General features: G+C 33.9%; 14 protein-coding genes and 1 tRNA gene. 5 read left to right on the forward strand and 10 right to left on the reverse strand.

Going from position 1 to position 17,373, the window contains the following annotated elements; all coding sequences use genetic code 11:
* The first annotated feature begins 46 nt into the window (after positions 1-46).
* Both EV145_RS00890 and EV145_RS00895 read left to right on the forward strand, forming a co-directional pair.
* Positions 47-1,360 (forward strand): hydroxymethylglutaryl-CoA reductase, degradative, encoded by a 1,314-nt coding sequence (locus EV145_RS00890; RefSeq protein ID WP_133523361.1) that lies wholly within the window; start codon positions 47-49, stop codon positions 1,358-1,360.
* A gap of 91 nt (positions 1,361-1,451) precedes the next feature.
* A complete protein-coding gene (locus EV145_RS00895) occupies positions 1,452-2,360 on the forward strand; it encodes a GYDIA family GHMP kinase (protein ID WP_133523362.1) in 909 nt (302 codons plus the stop codon).
* A gap of 7 nt (positions 2,361-2,367) precedes the next feature.
* Here the strand turns inward: EV145_RS00895 and EV145_RS00900 are convergent, their stop codons facing one another.
* The 7 genes from EV145_RS00900 to EV145_RS00930 all read right to left on the reverse strand — a co-directional run bounded on the left by EV145_RS00900 (position 2,368) and on the right by EV145_RS00930 (position 9,315).
* Entirely contained in the window at positions 2,368-2,802 is a 435-nt protein-coding gene (locus EV145_RS00900; RefSeq protein WP_243739184.1) for a hypothetical protein, read from the reverse strand.
* A 280-nt stretch (positions 2,803-3,082) separates the two neighbouring features.
* Positions 3,083-5,182, reverse strand: a complete 2,100-nt coding sequence (locus EV145_RS00905; protein ID WP_133523364.1) for a peptidylprolyl isomerase — start codon at positions 5,180-5,182, stop codon at positions 3,083-3,085.
* Positions 5,183-5,290: 108 nt separating this feature from the next.
* Complete coding sequence (locus EV145_RS00910; RefSeq protein ID WP_133523365.1) at positions 5,291-6,550, reverse strand: hemolysin family protein; 1,260 nt, start codon at positions 6,548-6,550, stop codon at positions 5,291-5,293.
* 2 nt (positions 6,551-6,552) lie between these two features.
* Complete coding sequence (locus tag EV145_RS00915) at positions 6,553-6,747, reverse strand: hypothetical protein (RefSeq protein WP_133523366.1); 195 nt, start codon at positions 6,745-6,747, stop codon at positions 6,553-6,555.
* Positions 6,748-6,756: 9 nt separating this feature from the next.
* Positions 6,757-7,308: an LPS export ABC transporter periplasmic protein LptC gene (lptC, locus tag EV145_RS00920; protein WP_133523367.1), complete on the reverse strand. Its 552-nt coding sequence runs from the start codon at positions 7,306-7,308 to the stop codon at positions 6,757-6,759.
* 50 nt (positions 7,309-7,358) lie between these two features.
* On the reverse strand, positions 7,359-8,588 hold the full coding sequence (locus EV145_RS00925; RefSeq protein WP_133523368.1) for a hypothetical protein: 1,230 nt from the start codon (positions 8,586-8,588) through the stop codon (positions 7,359-7,361).
* Positions 8,581-9,315 (reverse strand): type III pantothenate kinase, encoded by a 735-nt coding sequence (locus EV145_RS00930; RefSeq protein ID WP_133523369.1) that lies wholly within the window; start codon positions 9,313-9,315, stop codon positions 8,581-8,583. Before EV145_RS00930 ends, EV145_RS00925 begins: the two co-directional genes overlap by 8 nt.
* Positions 9,316-9,419: 104 nt before the next feature.
* On the opposite strand from EV145_RS00930, the gene EV145_RS00935 reads away from it, so the two are divergent.
* The 3 genes from EV145_RS00935 to EV145_RS00945 all read left to right on the forward strand — a co-directional run bounded on the left by EV145_RS00935 (position 9,420) and on the right by EV145_RS00945 (position 11,548).
* Positions 9,420-9,495, forward strand: a tRNA-Phe gene (locus tag EV145_RS00935).
* 317 nt (positions 9,496-9,812) lie between these two features.
* Positions 9,813-11,309, forward strand: a complete 1,497-nt coding sequence (locus EV145_RS00940; protein WP_133523370.1) for an MFS transporter — start codon at positions 9,813-9,815, stop codon at positions 11,307-11,309.
* Positions 11,310-11,323: 14 nt separating this feature from the next.
* Positions 11,324-11,548: a DUF6814 family protein gene (locus tag EV145_RS00945; RefSeq protein WP_133523371.1), complete on the forward strand. Its 225-nt coding sequence runs from the start codon at positions 11,324-11,326 to the stop codon at positions 11,546-11,548.
* Between the two features lie 142 nt (positions 11,549-11,690).
* Here EV145_RS00945 and EV145_RS00950 read toward each other — a convergent pair whose 3' ends face one another.
* From EV145_RS00950 to EV145_RS00960, 3 genes are read right to left on the reverse strand one after another with little or no spacing between them, the layout of a single operon-like run.
* On the reverse strand, positions 11,691-14,564 hold the full coding sequence (locus EV145_RS00950; protein WP_133523372.1) for an alpha-amylase family glycosyl hydrolase: 2,874 nt from the start codon (positions 14,562-14,564) through the stop codon (positions 11,691-11,693).
* 60 nt (positions 14,565-14,624) lie between these two features.
* Positions 14,625-15,728 (reverse strand): SusE domain-containing protein, encoded by a 1,104-nt coding sequence (locus EV145_RS00955; RefSeq protein ID WP_133523373.1) that lies wholly within the window; start codon positions 15,726-15,728, stop codon positions 14,625-14,627.
* Between the two features lie 33 nt (positions 15,729-15,761).
* Positions 15,762-17,357 (reverse strand): RagB/SusD family nutrient uptake outer membrane protein, encoded by a 1,596-nt coding sequence (locus EV145_RS00960; protein ID WP_133523374.1) that lies wholly within the window; start codon positions 17,355-17,357, stop codon positions 15,762-15,764.
* Positions 17,358-17,373 lie beyond the last annotated feature (16 nt).

Consider the following 17,373-nt stretch of genomic DNA (forward strand, 5'->3'; position numbering starts at 1 on the left):
TTAAAATAGTATCTTTGTGCGCACAATATTATTTAACACACTGAGAATGAACAACGCTGTTGCCGGATTTTCTAAATTATCCAAAAAAGAAAAAATAAACTGGATCGCAAACGAATATTTTTCGACACCTGAAGAGGCTCTAAATATTATAAGAAATTACTGGAATTCAGACGAAAAGCTTCAGCAGCTTCATGATGAATTTATTGAAAACACAATTACCAATTTATATATTCCACTTGGAGTTGCTCCTAATTTTTTGATTAATGGGAAATACAAAACCATCCCAATGGCAATTGAAGAAAGCTCTGTTGTTGCCGCAGCATCAAAAGCTGCAAAATTCTGGGCAACACGCGGGGGATTTAAAACAACAATAATTAATACCGAAAAAATTGGCCAAGTGCATTTTACCTTCAATGGAAATGCCGAAAAACTACATTCTTTTTTCGACCAAATTAAACCTAAATTTTTCTCTGAAACGCAGCCTATTACCAAAAATATGCAACAGCGCGGTGGCGGAATTTTAGACATCCAACTAAAAGACAAAAGAAATCTGCTTGAAAATTATTTTCAGCTTCATGCTACTTTTGAAACCAAAGACAGCATGGGTGCCAATTTCATCAATTCCTGTCTGGAACAATTTGCTTCGACTTTAAAAGAGGAATTTCAAAACTCGGATTTATTTTCTGAAGAAGATACTCTTCAGGTAATCATGAGCATTTTATCTAATTATGTACCACATTGTCTTGTAAGGGCCGAAGTTTCTTGCCCAATTGAAGACTTGTCTGAAAAACATATCACAAACCCGCAGGAATTTGCAGAACGTTTTGTACAAGCCGTTCAAATTGCCGAAGTAGAACCTTTTAGAGCCGTTACGCACAACAAAGGGATTATGAATGGTGTCGATGCCGTTGTTTTAGCAACCGGAAATGACTTTCGAGCAATCGAAGCCGGCGTTCATGCTTATGCATCGAGAAATGGTCAGTACTCAAGTTTGTCGCACGCAAAAATCGAAAACGGAATCTTTACTTTCTGGATCGAAATTCCTTTGGCTTTAGGAACAGTTGGAGGCTTAACTTCATTGCATCCGCTGGTAAAATTATGTTTAGAAATTCTTCAAAAACCTTCAGCAACTGAATTAATGGAAATTACAGCAGTAGCAGGTCTGGCACAAAATTTTGCAGCATTGCGCTCCTTGACAACAACCGGAATTCAAGAGGGGCATATGAAAATGCATCTTAACAATATCATCAATCAGTTTGAAGCAACAAATGAAGAGCGACAGTTAATTAAAGCTCATTTCAAAAAAACGGCAGTTTCACACAGCGCTGTAGTTGAGTTTATCGAAAATTTAAGAAAATAATCAGGAGCTAATCCCGCTATTCGTTACAATCTTTTGTGCTGAACCCCAGCACAAAAGGATTTTCACTGCTATCGGGGCTAAAAAATCACGTATGTCAACAACTTTTTACAGTAACGGAAAATTATTAATCTCTGGAGAATATTTAGTTTTAGACGGTGCAGATGCTTTTGCTTTGCCAACTAAATTTGGACAGAATTTAATTGTTGAAAATACAAAAGACAAAATCATTGATTGGAAAAGCTATGATTACGATGATGCGCTTTGGTTCGAAAACACCATTTCATTTGATGAAATCATAAACAATACCGATTCAGAAATTGAAACTGTAAAAACAACGCTAATCAATATTCTTCACGAAGCCTATTTATTAAATCCGGACTTCATCAACAATTCAGAAGGATATAAAATCACGACAAACCTGACTTTTCCAAGAAAGTGGGGATTAGGAACTTCATCGACTTTGATTAATAATATCGCTCAATGGACAAGAATTAATGCTTTTACATTGCTGAAAAACAGTTTTGGCGGAAGTGGCTACGATATTGCTTGTGCTCAAAACGACACTCCTATTCTTTATAAAATAGAAAACAACAATGTTCAACCAGTAGATTTTAATCCTGATTTTACAAAAAACATTTTCTTTGTTTATCTAAATAAAAAGCAGAACAGTAAAACCGCAATTCACGCATACAACACACACAAAGGTCAAAATTTAGTAAAAAGTGTTGCTGAAAACAACAAAATCACCAACACAATTTTACATTCTAAAACTCTAAAAGAATTTGCGCAGGCAATTGAAAGACATGAAAATCATTTAAGCAACATTCTTGAAATCCAAACGATAAAAGAAAAAGCTTTTCCTGATTTTAATGGCTCAATTAAGAGTCTTGGTGCGTGGGGAGGCGATTTTGTAATGGTCTTATCAAAAGAAAATCCTTTCGCTTATTTCCAGTCAAAGGGCTATGAAACCATTCTAACTTATGAGGAAATGATTTTATAACTTTCTCTTAGAAATTCGCTTTTTTATCGTCAGCAGGTTCTGATTGTAGATGACGGACTTTTTGATTCTCTATTTCATTAGATTCGATAAGCGTGTTATGGAGACGCTCTGCCATCTTTTCTATACTATTATTAATAGAATCATAAACAAGTTCCATTCTGCGATGCTTTTCTTCTTTTACAGCTTTTAAAACATCTTCAACAAAACCTTTGTCGTATTTTTCAGCAACAGAGTCACGTGTGTTCGTTAATCTGATTACATAATCGTTACTTAAGATCGTAACCTTGAAATGCTGTTCTTCATTGCTTAAATAGTATTTACCGCCTAATTCATCAACATTGATGTCGGTACTGCTTACTTTTAAAAGCTCAATGATTATTCCATAAATATGATTCTCAATTTTGGAATAAACCCTTGGTTTTCTCCTAAAAATATTAAACATAAAAAACATTAAACATCTGATTATTAAAGTACTTCGTCATTTTTCTCTCACTATTTTTTAAATACTATACAGACAAAATTTATTCTGTTTAAATAAAAATTTCGACAAATAAACTGTAATAATTTTAATATCCCAAATTTTTTAAATTATATTTCTATTATTCCTATATAATTTACAAAAAATGAAGCAATATGTCTTACAAAATTCAAAAAACACTAAACAAAAAAACCCGAAACACACAAAATGTTTCGGGTCTTATATTTTGATTTAATTACTAAAACTAGTAGTTAAACTGTAATCTGTTATCTTCAATTTTAGCATTGCTTTTTAAAGCTGGCAAAACTCTGTTTGCATCAGATGCACTTTGAGCTTTTAGCTTAGCAACATACTCTGCATGATTAGCAATTGCAGGAGCTTTAACTGTGCTAACGTTTTTCACTACATAAACTCCAGTATTTCCTTCAATTGGAGCAGAAACTTTATTTGCTGCTAAAGCAAATGCATTTCCAACAACTTTAGGCTCTTGTCCAACTCCACCTGGTAAAACTGGGTTATCCATAGTAACATTAGTTGCTTGCTGAACCGCCACACCAGCACTCTTAGCCATAGCTTCGATTGTAGAACCAGTTAATTTAGCTTTTAAGATTTCAGCTTTTTTCTTGTTTTTCAAGATAGACTCAACATAAGGTCTAGCTAAAGTTACAGATACCAACCCTGATTTGTTTTCACTTTTGTATTGAGCGATTACGTGACCAATATTAGCTAATTCAAAACGTTTAACATCACCAATATTTGTTTCTTTGTCAAATGCCCATCTTACGATGTTACGTTGGTTTCCTAATGGACCAAATGCTTCGTCCATAGCTTTTGCAGTTACTGGAGCAGCAACTTTTAAACCTAATTCTTTTGCAGTTGCATTGAAATCTTTATCAGCAGCATCCATTTCAAATTTAGTTGCCAATGTAAATACTTTATCAGAAGTAGCTTCAGATGGCTCAATTTTTTGAGCAATTGTAGCTAAACGAATTCCGTCTTGTTTGTCAGTAATTTTGATAATGTGGAAACCGAAAGGAGTTTCAACCAATCCAACTTTACCAATTCCGTTGTTGAATACAAAATCATTGAATGGTTTTACCATTTGGCCTTGACCAAAATATCCTAAATCTCCACCTTGCTGTGCAGACGAATCATCAGAGCTTGTAAAAGCAAGCATCATGAAACTATCTGGATTAGCCTGAACTTGTGCTAAAATTTCTTCAGCTTTAGCTTTTGCTTCTTCTTTAGTTCTTTTCTCTTTTTGGTTTGGTGTTTGAGAACCTTCGTAACCAATTAAAATATGACTAGCTTTTGCGTTAACACCAGCTTTAAATCCTAAAGATTTAGAAATAGCGTAATATCTTCCGTAAACATATGGTCCGTAAATTGCTCCTGCAGGCAAACTGAATAATTTATCAGCATCAACAGCTGGCAAAGCATTTTTAGGAACATAAGTAGAATCGTAAGGAACATCAGAATTTGAGTTTACAAATTCTGCAATGTTTGTAGCGTTTTTAAAACCAGCTAAAGTATCATTTTTACCAGTTTTAGCATTGTAAACAACACTTCCGTTTAACAATCCTGTGATTTTAGCTTTAATTTCAGCCTCGTCTTCTTTAGAAGCTTTGTCTTCAACTAAAACATATTGAATTTCACGAGTTTCATCCGCTTTGAATTTTTTCTCGTTTTTCTTCATATAATCTACGATATCAGCATCAGAGATTTTTACATCACTATCTTTAATAGAAGAATACAAAGCTGCAGCATAACTAAAGTTTACTTTGTTAGCTTCCATTTCATATTTCAACTTTCCTTCACTAGCAGTAGTGTAAAGTCCAGATTTGATTAATGTATTGTAGATTTGGAATTTTGCATTTAATTCAGCATCTTTTTCTTTTTGAGAAATATATTGTGCTGCTTCAGGATTAGTTTTAAAGTAATCTTTGAATTTAACAACATCAAACATTCCTGCTGCATTTAAAAACATTGGGTTTTTACCAATATTTGGATCTGCTTTTAAAACTTCAAGTAAATGTTTTTCACCCACTCTCAATCCTAATTTATCAAATTGAGAAGATAATAAAGCGATTGAAACTTCTTGATCCCAAACTCTGTTTGCAGCTTCAGTGGAAGTAATTCCTTGACCACTTTTTTCAACATTACTAACTTTAACTCTAAAGTCTTCAAATGAAATATCTTTTCCGTCGATGCTTCCCACATCTTTTGAACTTTGACTAAATGTTCCTTTATTAAATAGATCTTGTATTATAAATGCAAATAATGCAAGTGCAATAACTCCTATCAATAAAGCGGAACGCTGTCTAATTTTTGCTAAAACTGCCATTTTTATTATCGTTAATTTTATATTCAGTTTGCGAAAATACAATTATCTAGTTAATAACAATACAACTAGCGTTTTATTTTCAACAATTTTTTTAATTATTAAAAAAAATCAGTCTTTTATGGTCATTTTCACCAATTCGATTTTCTTATTTGTCGCCTCTTCGATCACAAAATGATAGTTATCGATTACAATATGATCACCTTTTTGCGGAATTTTCTTAGTAGAGTTCACAATAAATCCTCCTAAAGTTCCATACGAGTCTTCTTCAGGAATTTCTAATTTATAGGTTTCATTTAAATATTCTACATCTAATCGAGCAGAAAACAAATACTCACCTTCTCCTAATTCCTGTTCTAAAAGCTCTTCATCGAGATCATGCTCGTCTTCGATTTCTCCAAAAAGTTCCTCTACAATATCTTCTATGGTAACAATTCCAGAAGTTCCGCCGTATTCATCTAACACCACGGCAACATTTTTTCTTTTTTTGATAAGAAGATTCAAAGCGTCTTTAATCAAAATTGTTTCTGGAACAAACTCAACCGTCATTAAAACAGATTTAATTGTCGCTGGTTTTTTAAACAAATCAAAAGAATGCACATAACCCACAATATCGTCAAGCGAATTTTGGCTTACAACAATTTTAGAATAACCCGTTTCAATAAAAAGCGCTTTTAAGTCTGAAACACTATCAAATAGATCAATATCAACAATTTCCGTACGAGGTGTCATAATATCACGCGCTTTTACACCTGAGAATTCTAATGCATTCTGAAAAATCTGGATTTCAGAATCAACTTCTTCATCATCTTCCACAGAATTCATTTGTTCTGTAATATAATTTCCTAATTCCACCTTGCTAAAATACAACTGCACCTGATCGCCTTCTGTCTTAAAAAATTTCTTTAAAACAAAATCTGAGATCCAGATAAAAAAAGTTGAAATATAATAGAATAGCTTGTAGAAAATATAAGCCGGCACCGCAAAAAACTTGATTAAAGAATTTGCATAAATCTGAAAAAAAACTTTTGGAAGAAATTCGGCTGTTATCAAAACAATAAAAGTCGAAAGCGCTGTTTGAACAAGCAAACTGGTCAAAGCAGAAAACTGAAATCCTAAACCAACAAAACATTGAAGAATTAAATCCCCCATGTAGAAGCCGTAAATTACAAGCGCAACATTATTGCCAATAAGCATTGCAGCAATAAACTTTGAAGGATTCTGAGTTAGTCTGGTTAATATTTTTGACAAAAAGTTATCTTGCTTTTTCTCGATTTCAAGATAAATTTTATTAGAGGAAATAAAGGCAATTTCCATTCCCGAAAAAAAGGCTGATAGTATTAAACATAATATTATAATACTAATTTCCATTTTTACTGTTTTTTATAATGATCGTAGAATTTCTTATTGTATTTTCTTCTGAAGAAAAACATAAAAACACTTACTCCTGCAATTATAAAACTTAACCAAGGGTTTTCATTTGGCAAATTTAGCTTCGTAACTCCATCGTAAATAAAAGCAATTGCAATTACTAAATAAAGGTATTGTGTATATTTTGAAATTCCCATACTATTTTTTTATTCGTTCGATTCGATTTCGCCGCTTATTCGCTGCGAGTTAATCATTTTAAAATCCTTGCTAAAATCTATCCCCTGTCCGTTTGACACTCCTTTTGCATCTGTAAGCTTGAATTTTCTCTCTGTATAAAACCACTCATTTTTCTGATCGAAATAAAGCTGTTCAGTTTCTAAAATCTGTCCTGCCTCTGAAGTAATTTTTACTCTTCCCTGCAAATCTATTATTCCTGTATTTTTATAAGAAACAGCATAATTTGACCTGATAAAAGTACGCTTTTGTTTTTTATCGTATAAAGTAACATCAATTCCTTTTGGAAAATCTGTAAAAGGAAATTCAAGATTAGAATAATCCAACATTTTAGGACTTTTCAAAACACCCGTAATACGGCCAGAATCTGTGTATTTTATATTAACAGTGTCAGCGTCACTTCCCGGAACAAATTCTGCAAAATTGCTTCTCTGTACTTCCTTAAAATTACTTTCACACCCAAAAAACAGTGTCACAGCAAGAACTGTGACAGCGGTTCTAATATATCTTTTTGGTAAATTCATTTGCCAAAAGTAGTAAATTGTAATGAGCTTATAAAAATATAACTCAGGTATTAGTCGATTTTACGTTGTGAAAACCATCTGTCATTGAAAGAGAAACTTGCGCTGAAGTTTAAATAATTCTCCTGAATCAAGCCTGCAGAAGTTGTACCTCTCTTACCAAATTCGATTCCTATGTTCACATTTGAAAAAGATCCAGTAATTGGAAATCCTGCACCTAAAGTCATCCCCACATCATTTATTGACTGATTATTAATTACCAATCCTATTTTTTCGTATTTCAAACCGGCTCTATAGGTAACTCTGCTGAAATAATTTGTAAACGAAGTGTAATTAGGAATATAATATCCTCCAACAGCATATTTTGAATACTTCTCATAACGAACATCATCGCTTGAATTGTAATAATTTTGATACTGTCCTTCTCCTTGAAATGCTAATGTAGTACCAACAAGCCATTTTCTAGGTATACCAACACCCGCACCAATTGTCAATTTATTACCCATTTTTAATTTTGCTGCAACGGGATCAAATGTAATAGGATCTGGATCATCAGTTACCGAAATAACTCTGGTATTGTCTGCATTTAATGTACTTGCAAATGTGTAATTTAAACTAGTAAACAACATCATTTTTTTATAAATCTTAGTCTGATACATTGTTCCGATATTAAAATTAATACCCGACAATTCAGATTTATTTGTTTCTGTTGTTGGATTTGCAACACCAGTGATTGCCTCTACGCTTGTTGTAGTAATTGAACCAAAATTATATTGTGCATCAGCTCCAATATTCCAGTTTGGTTTGATTTTATAACCTAAACCAAAGAACACTTTATTAACACCGCCTTTTCCTTGAAATTGGCTGTTTGTCGCTCCTTCTGTATCTGTATTATCGTTCAAGATTTTATATCCAACTGAAGTTAACGGAACCAAACCAAAAGCCGCTCCCCATTTTCCCATTGGAATCCCTACTGCCAAATAGTCGAAAGTGGCACGCTGCGCTTTCTCTGACTGAGTAGAATTTTTTAAAGTAGAAGTACCAAAACTTCCTCCAACTGTAAATGTAGTTTGTCTTAAACTCGCATAACTTGAAGGATTATCAACATTCAAGTGAATACTATCTTGTTCTATTGAAACCCCAGCCATAGATCTGTTTTCTAGAGTACCTTTAAATCTTGCATCTCCAATTCCGTAAAAAGAGTATGGTGAAGCTGTACCTTGCTGAGCAAATGAAACGAACGAGATAAGTAAACAAGCACTTATTATAATTTTTTTAATCATTGTCGATTTTATATTGAAATGTTTGGTTCAAACTTTCTAAAAGGAAATTTGAATTGGCAAATATGGTATTTTTTAATCGTTTAGCCAAAAATTCTGCATCGCCTCCCGTTAAAATTATTATAAAATTTGAAAACGCAGCCCGATATTCATCGATAAAACCGTCGATCTCATAGACGAAGCCATTAACAACTCCCGAATGAATCGCCTCTGCAGTAGAGTTTCCTACATATGATTCTGGTTCTTTAAAAGTCAGCAAAGGCAGTTTAGCCGTGAATTGATGCAACGATTCGTATCGCAATCTAAGTCCCGGAGAGATTGCACCGCCAAGATAATTGTCATTTTCGTCGATAAAATCGTAGGTAATGCAAGTTCCGGCGTCAATAACTAATCTGTTTTTTTTAGGAAATTGTAAAGTTGCGCCTGCAGCCAAAATCATTCGATCGATACCTAAAGTTTTTGGCGTTGCATATTTATTATGAAAAGGAAAAACATCTTCATGAGTAAAAAAATGAATATTCAATTGCTTTTCGAAGATCAAAAAAGATTGTTTTTCTATACTTCCGACAGAAGCAACAACCAAATCGGAGCAATTTTGAAATTTTTCTAATATTTCTTTAATTTTTTTTTCGAGTTCATTTTTCTCAAAAACAAAATTCTCCAAGGCAGTATTTCGCTCAAAGACAGATGCTTTAATTCTTGTATTACCAATATCTACAGTTAAAATCATATCTATTTTATTACCATTGCGAAGATACGAATTGATTTTTTTAAAAAAATGTTTTGGATAAACGAAAAATGATTCTATCTTTGCACCCGCATTGAGCACAAGACGGTACCTTAGCTCAGATGGTAGAGCAATGGACTGAAAATCCATGTGTCCCTGGTTCGATCCCTGGAGGTACCACCAAAACCCGAATAGCAATATTCGGGTTTTTTGTTTTTACACCCTTTTAATATTCAACCGCAAAGAGCAAAAGTTTAACGCAAAGGTTCGCAAAGTTTAATTTATTGCTTTGCGGACCTTTGCGTTTTTTTTCTTTATATTCTTTGCGATTAAATTTGACTTTTTCAAGGACTTTATAAAGCATATACTACTAAAAATAAAAAAGTCAACAAATACATTCTTTTTGTTAAAAAAGTATTAAGTGAATATGAAAATATCTTCTATATTCGTAAAACTATAATTTTATTATTTAATCGTTATTAAGTACACAAAACAGTTTTATGAGCAAAACTTCGACTAAAGGTATTTGGAAAGTTATTTCGGCATCCTCAATGGGAACAATGATTGAATGGTACGATTTTTATATTTTTGGGAGTTTAGCAGTTGTTATTTCGACAAAATTTTTTCCAAGTGATAATCCAGCAGCGGCATTTTTATCCACTTTGGCCACGTTTGCTGCGGGATTTGTAGTACGACCTTTTGGAGCTTTGTTTTTTGGAAGATTAGGTGATATTATTGGCCGAAAATATACTTTTATGGCTACGCTGTTATTAATGGGTGGTTCTACTTTTTTAATAGGCTGTATTCCGAGTTATGAAACTATTGGTTTTGTTGCTCCTTTATTAGTATTGATTCTGCGTTTGCTTCAAGGCCTTGCTTTAGGCGGTGAATATGGTGGTGCAGCGACCTATGTTGCAGAACATGCGCCAGTTGGTCAAAAAGGATACTGGACATCTTGGATTCAGACTACAGCTACTGTAGGCTTATTTATTTCATTAATGGTGATTTTGGCCACAAAAAATGCACTTTCTGCTGAAGCTTTTGATACTTGGGGATGGCGCGTACCTTTTTGGGTTTCAATTGTAATGGTAGGTGTTTCGTATTTAATCCGAAAAAACATGGACGAATCACCTGTTTTTGCAAAAGCTAAAAAAGAAGGAACAACAAGCACAAACCCATTAAAGGAAAGTTTTGGAAACCGATATAATTTAAAATTTGTTTTACTGGCTCTTTTTGGCGCTACAATGGGGCAAGGTGTTGTTTGGTACACAGGACAGTTCTACGCTATGAGTTTCATGAAAACCGTCATGAATATAGATTCTTCACAAGTTGATGAACTTTTAGGAATTGCCTTGCTCCTAGGAACTCCCTTTTTTATTGTTTTTGGATGGCTAAGCGACAAAGTTGGACGAAAATATATTATGATGCTTGGAATGTTCCTTGCTATTTTTTCTTATAGACCGATCTATAAAAAAATGTACAACACAACAAATATTAAAAACAAGACAGAAATTACAGCGAAAACAACTCAAAGTACTGAATTAACAAAGAATAATGATACTTTAATCACTATTTCCAAAACCTATACAGACGGAACATCGTATGTAGAAAAGAAAACTGTTTTTGCCGATAAAAAAGAGGCACAAAGCACTTTTACAGTTACAATAAATTCAGAGAACCAATGGACATTAATTTTTTGGGTTTTCATTCAGGTTCTATTTGTTACAATGGTTTATGGACCAATTGCAGCGTTTTTAGTGGAGATGTTTCCAACTAAAATACGATATACTTCAATGTCTCTTCCTTATCATGTAGGGAATGGAATTTTTGGAGGACTGCTTCCTGCAATTTCGACCTATTTAGTAACCCATGCAAAAGCAAATAAAAAACCTGAATTTTATCTGGATGGGCTTTGGTACCCAATTATTATTGCTTCGATCTGCTTTGTGATTGGAATGGTTTACATTGATAATAAAAACAAAACGAATCACCTTTAATACCTACATATAATATGAATACAGTTAAGAAAATTTTAGGTGTTTTGTGGATTATACTTTCCATTGCTGCCGCTTATTTCTGCGTGTTTGAATTTGGCTTGCCAAAATTTTTATCAGACCAGCAGGATGATACAGTATTTGGAATTATAACCTTATTCATTCTAACCCCGCTAATCGTTTTAGGCTTGGGAACTTTTGGCTATTTTTCTTTGATCGGAGAATACAACGAGAAAAAATAACCAAAACAACCTTAAACAAAAAGGGCTGTCTATTTCTAGACAGCCCTTTTACACTACTAAAAAACCAAAATTTAAATACCTATTAAAATTTCAAACCTAAAAGCAGCAGTTTGCTTTTGATCTAAATTTTAAAATGACGTATTTATTTCTTTATGAATTTCATAACCTGAATTTTATCATTTTCATCATGCGCTTTTACCACATATAATCCTGTTTTCAAATCGCTTACATTATATTGAAAATCTGCACTTCCATTTGAAATAAAACTTTTTACTAATTGTCCTGAAATTGAATAAACCTGAACTTTAGAAACTGCCGTATTTAATGTGAAATAATTTGAAACTGGATTAGGATATAAATTTACAGCGCTTGTTTTATCAAAATCTGGAATTGCTAAATTGGCTGTTTTATTTCCATAAATTCTATATTCTCCTGGACCTAAATTTACTGTTGCATTAACATCTGCAACATTTAATGAAGAATTATCCATTAAATTATACCATGTACCAGTATATTGAAAACCTGTTGCAACATTTTGTGCTGTTATATCAAAATTGGCTAAAATCAAGACATCCTTTAATTGTGTCGCAGCCAGATTGCTGTTTGTTATTTTAATATTGACCGTTAATGTATTTGCATTTGCCATTGTTGCTGTTCCTGAAAATACTGGTTCAGTCACTTTAAGATTGATCATTTTTGCCCAGTCATAATAAATTTTATTACGATTGGTATCGCCCAACCAATTTTCTGTCCATTGTGGCTGTGGTTTTGTATCAAGTTTACAATCTCCTGGAACAGTAGCTGAATTATCATTTACACTTCCGTCATTACAAGTATAAATCGAATCATCCCAACCTAATTCTCCAAAATGCCAAATCATTTTTGGACCAGGAATCAAAAGTGAAACAGCGCCAACAGCTGACATTCTTGATAAAGCTGTATTTAAATTTTTTACATTATAAGTTCCTGATGTATTTCCATACATCACATTTTTATACATCAAACGTTCTTCGTCATGACTTTCGGCATAACCCATTAAACGATTTCCGGTAAAACCACGGCTAGAGCTCATCATTCTTGAAATATTGTTGCTTGATGAATATCCCATTGACAACTGATTATATTGATCTGTCATTTTACCCCACATCATAACACCTTTGCTTGGTGTTTCAGTAACGCGGTAATTTGCCCATTGCTGCTCTTCGCTGTCAGAACCTAAGTGCTCAAAAATAGTATAATGTGTCGGATCAAGACTCCAAGAATAATCGGCATATTTTTTCAAAACATCAACTCTATCTTGCTGGTACGCATTTGTACAAGATTCATCCGAAGCTGTACAAGCCTGAGTGAATCCTTTTGTTAAATCCCAGCGGAAACCATCAATTTTATATTCTTGAATCCATTGCTTCACAACTCTTTCAACGTAATATTGCGTTTTTGCTGACTGATGATTAAAATCTTCACCTACGCTATAAGTATGTTTTGCAACTGTATTAAAGTAGGGATTTTCGGCAGTTGGTGATCCAAAACCATCTCCGTCAGGATCGTTCATCCACATTCTAACCATCGGATTTCTTCCAAAAGCATGGTTTAAAGCCACGTCCAAAATCACTGCGATTCCGTTTTGATGACACAAATCGATAAGTTCTTTTAATTTATCTGATGTACCATAAAATTTATCTAAAGCCATGTGAAATGAAGTATTATATCCCCAGCTTTCATTGCCTTCAAATTCCATTACCGGCATTAATTCGATCGCATTTATTTTAAGTGTTTTAAAATAATCTATTCGATCTATTAAAGTCTGATAATTCTTCTTAGCGTCAAAATCACGAACTAAAACCTCGTAAACAACCAACTTGTCTTTTTCTGGTTTGGTAAAATTTGTCACTTGCCAATTGTATGGCGTTTGTCCTGTTTTTAATACTGTAACTTCAAAACTTTGTCCCGCTGGATAAGCTGGCAAATTTGGATAAGAAGCTGCAGGAATTCCACCATCATCATAAGGAGATAAAACCAACGTTGAATAAGGATCTGCTGTTTTTACTAATGCAGGAGAATTTGCCATTGGCGTACTCTCGCCTACCCAATATTGATAGGTATTATTTGTTCCCGAAACTAATCCTGTCAATTCCAGCCAAAATTTATCAGAAGATGGATCTTTTTTCATTGCATAAGCCGTTGTAGGCTGCCAATTATTAAAACTTCCAGCAACGTAAACAAAATCTTTTAAAGGCGCATCTAAAACCAAAGTTGCTTTTGTAGCATCAGAAGCATTGTAATTTATTCCATCAACTAACCCTGCAGGAATAGCCGCTAAAACTGTATTTGGATTTACAACAACCGAAAACTTTTTTGAGATTGTAACAGTTCCCTGAACCACTACTAACTCATAACTTTGATTATCTGTAATATTATTTGCAGTATAAGAATAACTTGCAGTACTTGCGTTAGTATTAATTGTCGTTCCGTTTGCTTTTAATGTATAGCTTGCCACTCCGTTTGTATTAGTTGCAGCAATATTAAAATTAGAACCTGACGCTAATATTGTTGTACTATTTTCTGTTGGAGAAGTCAGTGTTACTTGAAAAGAACCCACTTCAACTAGAATATCTTGTGATTTTTTGTCGCCAGTTCCGTTTTTAGCTTTAATTAAAAATCCAATTTTACCAATTCCTGTTGTATTGTAATAAGTCGTTGGTGTAATTGTTTTAGTATAAGTATCGGTTCCTGCATTATAAGTAAATCTACTTTCCTCGCTTGACGCTTCCCATGTACCATTGTTTGGTGTACCTTTTTGAGTTGTGTCATTAGTATCAAATGCCCAAGCCCACATATATAAAGCATTTCCAGTAACACCCCATGTACCTTCATTTATACTGCTTCCATTTATAGTAATTGTAATAGATGCAGTTTCCTCAAAAGTAGATGGACTAACTGAATAGCTTGCTGTTTGTATCTGCGCAAATGAAATCGCCGACAACAAAAAGAAAAATAATAGTAAAGTTTTTTTCATAATTTATATGGTTATTAAAAAAGGCTATCCGTAGATAGCCTCTTTCTATGTTTCAACTTATTACTGTTTTACCATTGTATAAGTATAATTTCTTGGGTTGCTTAAATCCAAAGTAATTAAATATTTTCCAGCACTAGTACCAATATTTGTCCCTCCTTCTTCTAGAGTTCCATTAGCTCCTGTGTCTCCAAAGTTAAGATCCCAGTTGCCATTTGCTCTAAATTTCAAACCATTATCTGGAGCTGACTGAGCTGTTAAAGTTGCAATAACTGTCCATTTTTTAGTTGCAGGATCATAAGTCATTGGAGTATCAGCATCCCATCCTCCTGGAGTTGCATTACCAATAATTCCCCAAGTAGTTTTTAATGTAGCGATTGATAATTTTGCTGGGTCAGTATCGGCTTTAATTCTGTAGTAACCTGGTGTAAGGATTGAAAGATTTTTAGCATCTCCTGCTCCACTTAAAGTACCAGCTGCAGTACCAGTTCCGTAGTTTGTACCACTCCAGTCAGATTTAGTAGATAATTTGTATCCTTGTCCGTCTTTTGTAGCATCTTGCGCAGTTGCAAAATATACATAACCTTCAAAAGCAGTTTTTCCGTAACCTTCGGCTAATAATGTTGGAGCAGATGCCTGAGTCCAATCAGCTGCACCATAACCACTAGCAATTTGATATCCTCCAGGAACATATAATTTTGGAGTTTCAGTAGTATAAGGTGTTACAACAATCCCTGTAACATTTGAAAATTGAGTTTCAGTACCAACTGCAGATTTAACTCTAACTTCGAAATCACCAGGAGTAAATGGAGTTGCACCTAAAGACAAAATTGCAGTATTCATTTTTTCTACAGAAACTGATACTTGATTTTGAGATTTAACAGTACCTAATTCTTTAGGCGTTTTGAATGTATTTCCTTTTTTGTCAATTTCTACTACGTAGCTTACTTCAACACTTCCTCCAAAATCTGCAGAAGTCCAAGTAAAACGCTCTGCTTGATTCGCAGCAGCATCTGGAGTTAAAACATATGCAGTTCCGCTTTGAGGAGCTGTTAATACAGGGGCAGTAACCGCCTCGATTACAGGTCTGTCTTGAACATCTTCAACGCTGCATGATACTGCAACTAATGCTAATAAAGCAATTAATGATTTAGTTATATTTTTCATTTGTGGTATTTTTTAATTTCGTTATTCAGTTAGTTAGTATCCAGGATTTTGTTTTAAATTTTGATTTGCTCCTAAAGATCCAGCTGGAATTGGGAATAAATCTCTGTAAGTTTGTGTAGAAGTACCTCCAGCCACATTTCCTTTCCATGGCCATAAATATGAACCTCCAGTGAATTTTCCGAAACGGATCAAATCTGTTCTTCTGTGTCCTTCCCAATGTAATTCTCTTGCTCTTTCATCTAAGATAAAATTCAAAGTAAGATCACTTTGAGAAATTGTATTCGCTTTTGCTCTTGTTCTTAAAGCATTTACATAAGTAGTCGCAGTTCCTAAACTTCCTCCTGCACCTCTAACAACACATTCAGCATACATTAAGTAAGCATCTGCAAGTCTGAAAATTGGAAAATCAGTATCTGCAAAGTTTCCAGCTTTATCTGATCCCTGAACACCGTTTACATCAACATTTTTGAATTTCTGAATAGCATAACCATCTGTAAAATTTCCAATGTTAGCAATTTCTTTCGTCTGTCCGTTAGTATAAAACTGACCACGAGTATCAGTCGTAACAGCATCAAACTTGTTTACAAAAGCCGAAGTTGTTCTGACACCTCCCCAGCCTCCGTTGATACCAAATTCAGATGCTACCATGCTGCCACCTACTGGAGCATGAACCAAGAATGTTGTACCACCATAAGTTTGAGTATGAATACCGTCAAAAGCAATTGTGAAGATAAATTCTTTCTGAGCACCATTTTTATCATTATCTGCTAAGAATAACTGATTGTAGTTATTATGAATTGAATATCCAGAATTGATTACTTTATCAATTAAAGGAAGTGCCTCAGTATAATGATCTGTACCAATATAAACTTTTGCGTTCATGTACAATTTAGCATGCAACATCCAAGCTGCTGCCTGATCAATACGATAAGCTTCATTAGTTTTAGGTGTTTTCAACAATGGCTCGATAGCAGTAAGTTCTTCGTCGATAAATTTGTATATCTCAGCTCTTGAAGAATATTCTGGATAATAGAATGTTGTTGGAGAATCTTCTGTTACGATTGATCCAGCTCCAAAAGTATCTACTAAATGCCAGTATGTCATTGCACGTAAAAAACGAGCTTCTGCACGATATGCTTTAACATCTGCTAAAACAGCTGCATCTGTTACACCTCTTCCTGCTAATTTTGCATCTGTAGTTTGTCTTAAAAACTCATTACAGTTTACAATCTGAAAAGAAAAACGTGCAAATGTTGCTGCAAGAAAAGTATCTGCTGATGACCAAGTCTGTGAATGAAAATCTTTAATTGTTCCATCATTCCAAGCAATTACTGCTTCATCAGTTGTTAATTCCTGCATCATCCAAAAACCTCTGATGTATTGACTTGTTCCCTCATCAATTCCAGAAATATCAGGACTTCCTGCAGGTCCTTGCTGACCTGTTGTAGCAAAACCTGCATATAATTTTGCTAAATTTTGTTTGTAAGCAGCCGGATCTTTAAAAAGCTCGTCACTACTTACAGAATCTCCATTATCTGGTGATTGGTTTAGATCATCTGTACATGATGAAAACAACATCGTCATCATAAACAAAGAAATACCTAATAATTTTATTTGTATCTTTTTCATTTTTCTTGTTATTTGA

Origin of the sequence: Flavobacterium sp. 245, assembly GCF_004362055.1 — a bacterium.
Classification (GTDB): Bacteria; Bacteroidota; Bacteroidia; order Flavobacteriales; family Flavobacteriaceae; genus Flavobacterium.